This is a genomic window from Larkinella arboricola (assembly GCF_003259745.1).
In the GTDB taxonomy this organism is placed as follows: Bacteria; Bacteroidota; Bacteroidia; order Cytophagales; family Spirosomataceae; genus Larkinella; species Larkinella arboricola.
Genome location: NZ_QLMC01000001.1, coordinates 83,348 through 95,004 on the forward strand (window position 1 = coordinate 83,348; position 11,657 = coordinate 95,004).

Annotated in this window: 12 protein-coding genes; 11 read left to right on the forward strand and 1 reads right to left on the reverse strand. The window is 47.5% G+C overall.

Annotated features, from left to right (window positions below):
- The first annotated feature begins 57 nt into the window (after positions 1-57).
- The 11 genes from secY (at position 58) to LX87_RS00390 (ending at position 8,517) form a co-directional block, all read left to right on the forward strand.
- Complete coding sequence (gene secY, locus LX87_RS00340; RefSeq protein ID WP_111626196.1) at positions 58-1,371, forward strand: preprotein translocase subunit SecY; 1,314 nt, start codon at positions 58-60, stop codon at positions 1,369-1,371.
- A 9-nt stretch (positions 1,372-1,380) separates the two neighbouring features.
- On the forward strand, positions 1,381-2,193 hold the full coding sequence (gene map / locus LX87_RS00345; protein WP_111626197.1) for a type I methionyl aminopeptidase: 813 nt from the start codon (positions 1,381-1,383) through the stop codon (positions 2,191-2,193).
- Between the two features lie 3 nt (positions 2,194-2,196).
- Positions 2,197-2,415, forward strand: coding sequence for a translation initiation factor IF-1 (gene infA, locus LX87_RS00350; RefSeq protein ID WP_038119936.1), 219 nt, complete (start codon positions 2,197-2,199; stop codon positions 2,413-2,415).
- Positions 2,416-2,475: 60 nt separating this feature from the next.
- Positions 2,476-2,592 carry a 50S ribosomal protein L36 gene (rpmJ, locus tag LX87_RS00355; RefSeq protein WP_038119933.1) on the forward strand — a complete coding sequence of 39 codons (117 nt, stop codon included), beginning with the start codon at positions 2,476-2,478 and terminating at the stop codon, positions 2,590-2,592.
- Positions 2,593-2,601: 9 nt separating this feature from the next.
- Positions 2,602-2,979, forward strand: a complete 378-nt coding sequence (gene rpsM, locus LX87_RS00360) for a 30S ribosomal protein S13 (RefSeq protein ID WP_111626198.1) — start codon at positions 2,602-2,604, stop codon at positions 2,977-2,979.
- 85 nt (positions 2,980-3,064) lie between these two features.
- Positions 3,065-3,460, forward strand: a complete 396-nt coding sequence (gene rpsK / locus LX87_RS00365) for a 30S ribosomal protein S11 (RefSeq protein WP_111626199.1) — start codon at positions 3,065-3,067, stop codon at positions 3,458-3,460.
- A gap of 114 nt (positions 3,461-3,574) precedes the next feature.
- On the forward strand, positions 3,575-4,180 hold the full coding sequence (gene rpsD / locus LX87_RS00370; protein WP_111626200.1) for a 30S ribosomal protein S4: 606 nt from the start codon (positions 3,575-3,577) through the stop codon (positions 4,178-4,180).
- Positions 4,181-4,279: 99 nt separating this feature from the next.
- Positions 4,280-5,269 (forward strand): DNA-directed RNA polymerase subunit alpha, encoded by a 990-nt coding sequence (locus LX87_RS00375; protein ID WP_111626201.1) that lies wholly within the window; start codon positions 4,280-4,282, stop codon positions 5,267-5,269.
- Positions 5,270-5,273: 4 nt separating this feature from the next.
- The gene (rplQ, locus tag LX87_RS00380; RefSeq protein ID WP_111626202.1) at positions 5,274-5,885 is read left to right on the forward strand and encodes a 50S ribosomal protein L17; all 612 of its coding nucleotides are present in this window, start codon (positions 5,274-5,276) and stop codon (positions 5,883-5,885) included.
- A 223-nt stretch (positions 5,886-6,108) separates the two neighbouring features.
- Entirely contained in the window at positions 6,109-7,224 is a 1,116-nt protein-coding gene (gene carA / locus LX87_RS00385; RefSeq protein ID WP_111626203.1) for a glutamine-hydrolyzing carbamoyl-phosphate synthase small subunit, read from the forward strand.
- 96 nt (positions 7,225-7,320) lie between these two features.
- Positions 7,321-8,517, forward strand: coding sequence for an acetyltransferase domain-containing protein (locus LX87_RS00390; protein ID WP_111626204.1), 1,197 nt, complete (start codon positions 7,321-7,323; stop codon positions 8,515-8,517).
- Positions 8,518-8,687: 170 nt separating this feature from the next.
- Here LX87_RS00390 and LX87_RS00395 read toward each other — a convergent pair whose 3' ends face one another.
- The gene (locus LX87_RS00395; RefSeq protein ID WP_111626205.1) at positions 8,688-11,615 is read right to left on the reverse strand and encodes an ATP-binding protein; all 2,928 of its coding nucleotides are present in this window, start codon (positions 11,613-11,615) and stop codon (positions 8,688-8,690) included.
- Between the last annotated feature and the right edge of the window lie 42 nt (positions 11,616-11,657).

The window sequence follows — 11,657 nt, forward strand, 5'->3', positions numbered from 1 at the left end:
GCCAATATTTTTTCATAAATTTGTTGACTTTTTTCGGACGAGCAGCTTGATACACTAATGAAACGATTAATCACAACCCTTCAGAATATTTTTTCGATTGAGGAGCTGCGGACCCGCATTCTCAACACCTTGTTGTTTGTGACGGTTTTTCGGTTGGGTTCTCAAATCGTACTACCTGGTGTTGATCCGGATAGACTGAATCTGACTCCTCAAGGGTTGCTGGGTTTGGTGGATATTTTTGTGGGAGGAGCTTTCAGTAAAGCGTCAATTTTTGCATTGGGAATTATGCCGTATATCTCGGCATCCATTGCTATTCAGCTTCTGACGCTGGCATTGCCTTACTTCCAGAAAATGCAGAAGGAAGGTGAATCGGGCCGTAAACGGTTAAACCAAATTACACGGGTATTAACTATTTTCGTTACAGCAGCGCAGGCCATCACTTATCTGACGACAACAATTCCGAACGAGGCTGTGATGATGAATCCTACGACGTTCCGGGTTGTGTCTGTGTTTATTCTGACCGGTGGTACAATTTTCTGTATGTGGCTGGGCGAACGGATCACAGATAAAGGAATTGGTAACGGGATTTCCATGCTGATTATGATCGGTATTGTCTCACGTTTTCCGGGAGCAGTATATGGGGAAGCACTATCTCGTGGTTCAGGCGGTGCACTTCTGTTTGTTCTGGAGATTGTTGCCCTCTTCTTTGTTGTAATGGGCGCAGTTGTACTGACGCAGGCTGTCCGTCGGATTCCAATTCAATATGCCAAACAAGTGGTTGGTAACAAGGTAGTAGGCGGTCAGCGGCAATACTTGCCACTGAAACTAAATGCTGCGGGCGTAATGCCAATTATTTTTGCTCAGGCATTAATGTTTGTCCCTTCCCTGGTTGCTTCCTTTTTCGCAGAGAAAAGTGATTTTGCCGGGTCTGTGCAGACGGTTTTCTCCGATTATACATCGTGGCAATATAATGTACTGTTTGCTGTGCTGATTATTGTCTTTACGTTTTTCTATACGGCAATTTCAGTTAATCCCAACCAGATTGCGGATGACATGAAGCGGAGCGGTGGTTTTATTCCGGGTGTCAAACCAGGCTTTATGACCTCTGAGTACATTGGTCAGGTATTGGATCGGATTACACTGCCCGGTGCATTAATGTTAGCAACCGTGGCTATATTACCAGCCATTGCTGCTCTGCTGGGAATGACTCGTAATTTCTCGCAGTTTTTTGGCGGTACCTCTCTGCTGATTATGGTTGGTGTTGTACTGGATACGTTGCAGCAAATTGAAAGCTATCTTTTGATGCGCCGTTACGAAGGTTTGATGAAGTCAGGACGGGTAACGGGTCGCACGGAAAGTGTAACCGCCTAACGTAAGAAGATGATCTACCTGAAATCAGACGCCGAAATAGAGTTGATGAGAATGAGCGGCCAAGTCCTTGGCAAAGCTCATGCTGAGGTGGCTAAGCTGATTCGGCCGGGTGTGACTACGAAGGAGTTGGATCGTGTGGCTGAAGAATATATTCGTGATAACGGCGGTATCCCTTCTTTCAAAGGGTTTAATAACTTTCCCGCATCCCTATGCATTTCGGTGAATGAAACCGTTGTACATGGGTTCCCAAGCAAGTACGAGCTAAAGGAAGGGGATATCATTTCGATTGATTGCGGAGTTAAATTGAATGGCTACCACAGCGATAGTGCTTATACGTATCCGGTGGGAGAAATTAGTCAGGAAGTTCGCGATCTACTCATTCGGACCAAGCAATCGCTATACTACGGTATTGAGAAGGCTGTAGAAGGAAATCGGATTGGTGATATCGGATATGCCGTACAAAGTCATGTAGAGAAGTTTGGTTACTCTATTGTTCGGGAGCTGGTAGGCCACGGTCTCGGAAAAAGCCTTCACGAAAGTCCTGAGGTTCCTAATTATGGGAAACGGGGCCAGGGTGTTAAGCTGAAAGAGGGAATGGTACTGGCTATCGAACCTATGGTGAACTTAGGCAAGAAAAACATCGTTCAGGAAAGGGATGGCTGGACTATCCGTACTGCTGATCGTAAGCCGTCTGCTCATTTTGAGCACTCTGTAGCTATTCGAAAAGGCAAGCCTGAGATATTGACAACGTTCCAATACATTGAAGAAGTAACGGCCAATACCAGCTTAATGGTTGAAGCCGTAGAAGCGACCATAGTGTAACGAATGGCAAAACAGACATCTATCGAACAAGACGGTACCATTGTAGAAGCACTCTCCAATGCCATGTTTCGGGTACAACTCGAAAATAAACATGAGGTGATTGCCCATATTTCTGGAAAAATGCGGATGAATTACATTAAGATTTTGCCGGGTGACCGCGTAAAGTTGGAGATGTCACCGTATGATCTTACCAAAGCACGAATTGTTTATCGATATAAATAATGTTTGGCATTAAGTAGCAGTACTTAGTGTTGAACAGCAGATCTTAAACGAAGGGAAACCATGAAAGTCAAAGCGTCTATCAAAAAGCGCAGCGCTGAATGTAAAGTGATTCGCCGGAAGGGCAAGCTTTACGTTATTAACAAAAAGAATCCAAGATACAAACAAAGACAAGGATAATCACTGAATATGGCACGTATCGCAGGGGTTGATATTCCCGACCGGAAGCGCGGTGAAATTGCTTTGACCTACATTTTTGGCATTGGCCGTAGCTCAGCACAGACAATTTTAAACAGAGCAGGTGTTTCTGTTGATAAGAAGGTTAGCGAATGGAACGATGAAGAATCGAACGCCATCCGGACCATCATCAGCGGAGAATACAAAGTGGAGGGTGCGCTGAAATCTGAAGTGCAGCTCAACATCAAACGTCTGATGGACATTGGATGTTATCGGGGGCTTCGGCACCGGAAAGGTCTGCCGGTTCGTGGACAGCATACGAAAAATAACTCTCGTACGCGGAAAGGTAAGCGTAAGACCGTAGCGAACAAGAAGAAAGCAACTAAATAATAAGGTTTAAAGTTTGAGGTTTAGGTTCTAGATACCATCCGATGGTTTAGAACTTAGGCTTCAAACATTAAACGATCAACTAAAAATGGCTCAGGCAAAACGCAAAGATAAAGCGAAAAAACGGGTAGTAGTGGTTGAACCCGTTGGTCAGGTTCACATCCGGGCTTCGTTTAACAACATTATTATTTCTATTACCAACAGCACCGGGCAGGTAATCTCGTGGGCGTCGGCAGGTAAAATGGGCTTTAAAGGCTCTAAGAAAAACACGCCGTATGCTGCACAAACTGCCGCTCAGAACTGTGCTGCGGTAGCGCATGATTTAGGAATGCGTAAGGCTGAAGTTTTTGTGAAAGGACCGGGGTCAGGCCGTGAATCGGCTATCCGTACGATCCAGAACTCTGGTATTGAAGTAACGTCTATCAAAGACATTACTCCCCTGCCTCACAACGGCTGCCGCCCTCCCAAACGCCGTCGCGTTTAATCATTATTGTTCAGTTATGCAGTTCGCTGATAAGAAACTGCGTCATCAATGAATACGGACAGGCGCCATTAAGTTGTGTCTGTTCTTTTTCGTTATTCATTACATAGGTTAGAAATGGCAAGATACACCGGCCCCAAGGCCAAAATCTCCCGCAAATTTGGTGAGCCCATCCTCGGCCCCAGCAAAGCACTGCAAAAGAAAGCATACGGTCCTGGACAACACGGACGTGGCCGTAAACGGAAACAGTCAGAATATGCTGTTCAGTTGCAGGAAAAACAAAAAGTAAAATATATCTACGGTATTCTGGAACGTCAGTTCCGGGGCTTGTTCCACCGGGCCGTTGTTAAAGAAGGAATCACGGGTGAAAACCTGCTGAAACTTTGCGAGGCTCGTCTGGACAATACGGTTTATCGCCTGGGTATTGCTCCAACGCGTCGTGCCGCCCGCCAGCTTGTATCTCACAAACACATTGCCGTTGATGGCGAAGTGGTAAACATAGCTTCTTACTCATTGAAGCCCGGTCAGTTGATTAGCGTTCGTGAGAAATCTAAGTCTCTCGAAGCCGTTTCAACGAGCTTGGCAACCCGCGGTGCCAAACGCTACAACTGGTTAGAATGGGATCAGCAACAATTGCAAGGTAAGTTTACGAACTACCCGGAACGTGATCAGATTCCTGAGAACGTCAACGAGCAATTGGTTGTCGAATTATACTCTAAATAATAGTTACGGTTTTCGGTTTGCTGTTTTGGGAAGATACAAAGCAGCAAACCGAAAACTGTACACTACATTTTTTATTTGAACTGTTAACAACAAAATCGTATGTCAATATTAGCGTTCCAAATGCCCGATAAAGTTGTCATGGAGCGAGCTGACGACTTTCACGGGTTGTTTGAGTTCAAGCCACTCGAAAAGGGCTATGGCGTGACTATAGGGAATGCGTTGCGGAGAATTCTGCTGTCATCGCTGGAGGGCTATGCCATTACCAGCGTACGGTTCCCGGGCGTACTGCATGAATTCTCCTCAATAGAAGGCGTCGTTGAAGATGTTACCGAAATCATTCTGAACCTGAAAATGGTACGGTTCAAGAAAGTTTCGGATATGGTCGACAACAAAATTACCGTTACGATTAAAAATCAGTCGGTGTTGAAAGCCGGTGATATATCTAAATTCTCTGCGTCATTCGAAGTGTTGAATCCCGATCTGGAGATTTGCCACATTGATGATACGCGTGAGTTGGAAATGGAGATTTACGTGGAGAAAGGTCGTGGTTATGTCCCGGCTGACGAACCGCGTGCCAATGAATTGCCGTTCGGTCACATTCCAATCGATGCAATCTACACACCGATTAAAAATGTGCGTTACAGCGTTGAAAACACGCGGGTTGAGCAGAAAACTGACTACGAGCGGTTGTTGCTTGATATCGAAACGGACGGTTCTATCCACCCGGAAGAAGCCCTGAAAGGTGCAGCTACCATTCTGATTCAGCACTTTATGTTGTTCTCGGACCAAACGATGACGTTTGAAACCGCGAAAGCTGAAGAAGATAACGTAGTAGATGAAGAAATGCTGCATATGCGGAAGCTGTTGAAAACTCCGCTGGCTGATCTTGATCTCTCCGTACGGGCTTACAACTGTTTGAAATCTGCCGATGTAAAATCACTGGGGGACCTGGTGAAACTCGAGATTTCAGATATGATGAAATTTAGAAACTTCGGTAAGAAGTCGCTGACTGAGCTTGAGCAGTTGGTTGCCGAAAAGAATCTGACCTTCGGCATGGACATTTCCAAATACAGATTAGACGAGGACTAATACCATGAGACACGGTAAAAAAAATAATCATCTTGGCAGGACGTATTCCCACCGGACAGCTATGCTGTCGAACATGGCGTCCTCGCTAATTCTGAGCAAACGTATCGAAACAACGGTTGCGAAGGCAAAAGAACTGCGGAAATACGTTGAACCGCTGCTGACCCGCGCTAAAAATGATTCTTACCAGAATCGTCGGGTTGTTTTCTCATACCTCCAGGATAAGGAGACGATGAAAGAGCTTTTCAACGTTGTATCGGATAAGATTTCCAATCGTCCAGGTGGTTACACCCGGATCATCAAACTGGGAAACCGGATTGGTGACAACGCCGAAACCTGTATCATCGAACTGGTTGACTTTAACGAAACGTTACTGTCAGCAGCTACTGAAGACCAGAAAGCAACCCGCACCCGTCGTAGCCGTCGGAGTGGTGGTGCTCGTAAAGCGGATGAAACAGTTGAAGCTGCTCCGGTAGCTGAAACGGCTCCAGCCGCGGAAGCAACACCAGTAGTAGAAGCGACCGCTGAAGCTGCTCCCTCGGAAGAGCCAGCGGCTGAAAAAGCTCCGGATGCTCCGGAAGCCGCTGCCGGGTCAACGGATGACGAAGTAAAATCTTAATGCCATAGCGTTAGAATAGATTTGCAATTTGCTTTCTATACGACTAAATGGTTACGACCGGATACCGCCGTTTGTTACATCGCCTTTGATAACACAAAAGCTCATGAACTAAAAAGCAGCCGAACCGGTTTTACTATCGTGAAGAACAAACTCACATACAAAATAGAGGGTTAACCGGAATGGGTTAACCCTTTTTTTTAACTCAGAAACTCCAAAGCAATTCATGAAACAGGTTCAGCAACCAGCGGCTTTATTGGTTTTGAAAGATGGTTCTGTATTTAGAGGAACGGCCCTTGGTAAAATTGGAACGGCGGGTGGCGAAATATGCTTCAATACGGGCATGACTGGCTATCAGGAGATTTATACAGATCCTTCCTATTACGGTCAGGTAATTGTTAACACGACTTCCCATATCGGTAACTACGGAGTGCAATACCGGGATGAAGAAGAGTCGGACAAGGTAACCATTCGGGGTATGGTCTGTAACTTCTTCTCGCAAATTCATTCGCGTAACACGGCTGATACCTCGTTGCAGGAGTATTTTGAACGCGCTAACATTGTCGGTATTAGCGGTATTGATACGCGTCAGGTGGTACGGCATATTCGGGACAAAGGTGTTATGAACTGCATCATCTCCTCCGAAATTCTGGACCCGGCGGTTTTGCTGGATCGTCTGCACCAGATTCCGGATATGGAAGGGCTGGAGCTTTCGTCTGAAGTAAGTACCAAAAAGATCTACGAGGTTGGAGATCCTAATGTTTCCGACTTTAAAGTGGCGGTGCTGGATTTAGGTATTAAGAAAAGTATTCTGAACAACCTGGCTGGGCGGGGTGCTCATTGCCGGGTGTTTCCCGCAAAAACGCCTTTTGAAGAGATCAAGGCCTGGAGTCCCGATGGCTATTTTATCTCAAACGGCCCCGGAGACCCGGCCGCAATGCCGTATGCAGTTGAAACCGTCAAGCAGGCGCTGGAAACAGATAAGCCGTTGTTTGGCATCTGCCTCGGCCACCAGATTTTGTCGCTTGCCAGTGGTATATCAACCTATAAAATGCACAATGGACACCGGGGACTTAATCATCCGGTTAAAAACCTGATTACCGGTCGTTGTGAAGTTACGTCGCAAAATCATGGTTTTGCGGTGCGGGCGGACGAAGTAATGGACAATGCGGATATTGAACTGACGCACGTCAACCTGAATGATAAAACCATTGAAGGGATTCGTCGGAAAGATCGTCCGGCCTTTTCGGTGCAATACCACCCCGAAGCGTCGCCGGGGCCGCACGATTCGCGGTACCTGTTCGATGACTTTGTAAAGCTCATTGAAGTTGAAGCTCGCTAATAAAAAAATCCGGCCCACAAGCCGGATTTTTTTATGCCTACCCGTGACGTAACTTACTTATTTGCGCTAATTTAGGAGAGAACGAAACGTAGCGCAATGACTGCCATAGCCACCCCTCCGCAGAGCCGGATAGCAAGCCGTATTCAGAGCATCGACGTGGTGCGTGGGTTGGTCATGGTTATTATGGCATTGGATCATACCCGTGATTTTATCCACAAGAATGGTTTCTTTTACAACGCCACGGATTTAAATACGACTACGCCAGCCCTGTTTTTTACGCGTTGGATAACGCATTTTTGCGCACCGGCCTTCGTCTTTCTGGCGGGCACATCAGCGTATTTGATGGGGCGTAAAATGACAAAGCCGCAAGTACGGTTTTTTCTGCTGACGCGTGGGCTGTGGCTGATTGTTTTAGAAGTAACGGTAGTCAACCTGAATTTGTGGTTTGATGTAACTTTTTCCGTCGTTGCTCTGGAAGTGATCTGGGCAACGGGCTTAAGCATGGTAGTCCTAGGTCTGCTGCTGACCTTGCCGCTACAACTACTCCTGGGGGTTGGGTTACTGATTTTACTGGGCCATAATGCACTGGATGCGCTCTCGTTTCCGGCGGGAAGTACGCTCGACATCATCTGGTCCATTCTGCACCGACCCAATGCCATTCCGGTATCATCAGACCGGATCGTATTCATTATGTATCCCGTGCTGCCGTGGATCGGAATTTTGATTCTGGGCTATTGCTTTGGGGCTTTATACAACCGCGATAGAGAAGCGGAGCAACGTAAACGATGGCTTCGCTGGATTGGGATTAGCACAATTGCAGCGTTTGTATTGATTCGGGCTTTAAACATCTATGGTGATCCGGTGCCGTGGTCTGTGCAGAAAACACCCTTGTTTACGGTTCTTTCTTTTATCAACGTCACCAAATATCCTCCGTCGCTGCTCTTTGCATCAATGACCTTAGGGCCGATCATCTGGCTATTAAGCGTACTGGAAGGAAAACGAGGTAATTGGATGGCGTTTTTCGTCACCTACGGCCGCGTGCCTCTCTTTTATTTTATCGTCCACTTCTTCCTGGTTCATGCCCTTTCAGTGATATTGTTGCTGTCGGACGGGGTGGCATGGTCAGCGATTAACTTTCAGAACCGCACGGGGGGCGTAATACCAGACCACGGCTTGTCGCTGGGTATGACGTATGGAGTGTGGATAGGAGTTGTCCTGGTCATGTATCCTCTTTGTAAGTGGTATGGGCAAGTCAAAGCAAAAAGCCGTAACCCAATCTGGAGTTACCTTTAGCCGTGAGTTCATGGTTGATAACCACTGCGTATTAGCTGAAAATAAGGTAGGAATGTGTGGTACGAGCTGCATACAGCCCGTACCGAACTGAAAAGAGAGCAGAGAAAATAATAGTATACAATAGTCAGAAATTTCAGGTAAATACAGTCGCAATTTTCTGACAAATACCCTCATTTTTGAGACAAGACGCTCCGAATATAGTCGCTGGGAGATAAGGCAAACAAGTCCTTGAAACACTGGCCGAAATAGGAAGGACTCTCAAAACCAACTAGATAAGCTGTTTCAGAAACCGAATGGCCCGCTTTGAGCAGTTCAGTCGCTTTGTGAAGCCGATACGTACGAATAAACTCGCTTACCGTCATGCCTGACAGCGTAGAGAGTTTGCGGTTTAACGTGCGCGAACTCATCCCCACTTCAACGGCCAGGTCTTCAACCGTTAAAGTAGCATTGTCAAGGTGTTTTTCGAGAAGTTGATAAAGCTGGTTAAGAAAGGAATGGTCGGGTATCGGACGAGCGGAAGGAGTTGGCCTGGTTAATTGCAGGTGATAAAAGTTGCGCTGGGTGGCCTGATAATGCAATAGATTATTCACCCGAAGTTGAAGTTCAGGTAGGTCAAACGGTTTGGTTACGTAGTCGTTAGCGCCAGCCGTTAAGCCCTCAATCCTGCTTTCAGCAGCGGCTTTTGCGGTTAGAAGAATAACGGCAATATGATTGGTTTGGGCGGTTTGCCGGATAAGGCGGCAGAGTTGATAGCCGTCCAGCAGGGGCATCATAATGTCACTTACTACCAGGTCCGGCAGCTCGGTCTGGCAGGTGGTCCAGCCCTCCTGTCCATTGGTAGCGGTTTTTACCCGATAGGAGCCTGAAAGATTATCTGCCATCAATTGACGGAGATCGTCATTATCTTCGACCACCAACACAAGCGGAAGCTGCTCAGGATGGGCATTTTGCAGAGTTGGAGCGGACAGAAACGAGTTGGCTGATACCGGTAGTTCAGCTTGGCGCAAGTCAGCAAACGACGGGAAATAGGGCAGTGGATAGTCAGTATAAGGCAGTCGGACGGGAAACACCACCGTGATTGTCGTGCCCTGACCAGGTTGACTTTCGACCGTTAATTCTCCGTTGAGTAAATCCGTTAATTCTTTGACCAGCGCCAGACCGATACCGGTCCCTTCAAAAGATCGGGTTCGGGAATCATCAGCCTGGTAAAAACGGTCGAAAATATACGGTAGCTCATCGGGAGCGATGCCATACCCGGTATCTGATACCGATAGCCGTACTGCCAGATGCCCGTTGGAAGCAACCGGATCGGTTGTAAGCCGGACCCAAACCGTACCGCCACTAGGTGTATACTTCAATGCGTTGGAAAGTAGATTGGAGCAGATTTTTCCCCATTTATCGTCATCAAACAGAAGTAGCTCCGGAATCAATTCAGGCTCATAGTGAAGGTGTATTCCTTTCGTTTCAGCAGTCAGTTGGAAGGAATTGACCAGATCATCCAGAAATAAAACAATATTTCCCTGCGATTCCTGGACTTTTAGATGACCTGATTCCAGCTTCGACAAATCCAGTAACTGATTAATTAATTGCAGCAATTGGCGGGCGTTGCGGTGAACCGTCGTCAGTGTATGCTGTAGCGCGTTTTTGTCAACCGCAGCAGAATCGTTGCGAACCGTCTGTAGCAACTGCTCGATGGGCGAAATAATCAGCGTGAGCGGTGTCCGGAATTCATGCGTGATGTTTGAGAAAAAGCGGGTTTTCATCTCCTCGATTTCCTTGCGCTGCTCAGCTTCCTGCCGTTGAAAGATAGTTTGCTCAATGGTTTCATTAGCGGTTTGCAGCCTGATGGTCAGCGCTTCCGTTTTTCTGAAAGAGGTTGAAAACCGGATGGCCAGCAGCAGACACTGGCAGAGCGTGAAGATAAACAGGGAGCCGGGCAGCAAAAAGAAGCTCTGAATAAGGCTTGACTGATGAAGAACGTCGTTGAGTACGCAAAACGTTAACAGAGCCATATCGCAAAGGAGGATCGATCCGCCCTCTTTTTTGAGTTGTGCCGCCCGAACGGCCACCCATAGAAAATAGCCGCATTCGAGGATAGCCACCGGGCTGATTAAGGTCGCCCAGGCGGCATAGGTAGTGGCCGGAGTCGATAACACCAACGCTAAAAAGGCCAGATTGATAGCGATAATGATTTTCTTGATGATGGGCGATACCAGCGTTGGATACAGACTTTGCAGGTACAGCGTCAGGCTGATAATACCAATCGGAAAGGTACTGTACACGGCTTTAAAGGCCAGTGCCCAATCGACGTCGGGAAAGAGCAGGAAGAAGATGGCTTCGGAAGAAAAAAGCTCGCGTAAGCCGATTGTCAGGCACAGAATTCCGAAAAGAAACGGCGCCCTGTCTCTTCGCCGGAACGCATACAGCAGCAGATGGTAAAGGCCAATAATGAAGAGCGCGCCAATCACCGAAGAGGAAAAGAGCAGGCTTTTTTCACGGTTCTGGGTAAGGATGGAAGGGTTGCCAAATTGTAAATTTTTCCGCAGACCGCCGTAGGCAAAGTGATAATTGGCTACGTGAATCAAAAGGAACGCTTCTTTACCCGGAACCAGGAAGGAAACCAGTTTTGATTCGGTCGAGGGCTGCATTCCGTCATGGGGCGCCAATCGCCCGGTTTCGGCCACCAGGTGATTATTGACGTACAGCTTGTAGGCGGTTGGAATCGGCGGAATGCGCAGGGACCAGATTTTGCCCGGTTCCGAAAGCCGAATCCGGAGGGCGTACGTACAGTGTCCCTGATCCTGCGGAAAAAGGGGATGGCTGCCGGTATACGTGCGCCAGGGGCCGGGCACCGTAAAGTACTCCGGGCTACGGACAACACCCGCCGAGTCGGTAAACTGATTCCAGCGAAAAAACCATTGGCCGGTGAGAGCAACAGCCTCGCTGGAGTGGTATGCGTAAGCAGATAAATCAAGGACACCATTCTGCGCGACGGGCTGATCTGTAGTCTGCGCGAGACAAACCGTAGGCCATTCGCCCAAAAAAAACGCACACAGGTAAAGAAGGAAGCTTCGTTGAAACCGTATAAAACCTCGCATAGCCCGCGTTCTGCTAAGACCCAAAAACGGGCCGAGTGCCCA

Bases quoted from the DNA above. Each gene is read 5' to 3' on its own strand.
- carA (WP_111626203.1), top strand. From the start codon at position 6,109: ATGAAACAGGTTCAGCAACCAGCGGCTTTATTGGTTTTGAAAGATGGT.
- rpsK (WP_111626199.1), top strand. From the start codon at position 3,065: ATGGCTCAGGCAAAACGCAAAGATAAAGCGAAAAAACGGGTAGTAGTG.
- rpmJ (WP_038119933.1), top strand. From the start codon at position 2,476: ATGAAAGTCAAAGCGTCTATCAAAAAGCGCAGCGCTGAATGTAAAGTG.
- LX87_RS00390 (WP_111626204.1), top strand. From the start codon at position 7,321: ATGACTGCCATAGCCACCCCTCCGCAGAGCCGGATAGCAAGCCGTATT.
- secY (WP_111626196.1), top strand. From the start codon at position 58: ATGAAACGATTAATCACAACCCTTCAGAATATTTTTTCGATTGAGGAG.
- rpsM (WP_111626198.1), top strand. From the start codon at position 2,602: ATGGCACGTATCGCAGGGGTTGATATTCCCGACCGGAAGCGCGGTGAA.
- LX87_RS00375 (WP_111626201.1), top strand. From the start codon at position 4,280: ATGTCAATATTAGCGTTCCAAATGCCCGATAAAGTTGTCATGGAGCGA.
- rplQ (WP_111626202.1), top strand. From the start codon at position 5,274: ATGAGACACGGTAAAAAAAATAATCATCTTGGCAGGACGTATTCCCAC.
- rpsD (WP_111626200.1), top strand. From the start codon at position 3,575: ATGGCAAGATACACCGGCCCCAAGGCCAAAATCTCCCGCAAATTTGGT.
- LX87_RS00395 (WP_111626205.1), bottom strand. From the start codon at position 11,615: ATGCGAGGTTTTATACGGTTTCAACGAAGCTTCCTTCTTTACCTGTGT.
- map (WP_111626197.1), top strand. From the start codon at position 1,381: ATGATCTACCTGAAATCAGACGCCGAAATAGAGTTGATGAGAATGAGC.
- infA (WP_038119936.1), top strand. From the start codon at position 2,197: ATGGCAAAACAGACATCTATCGAACAAGACGGTACCATTGTAGAAGCA.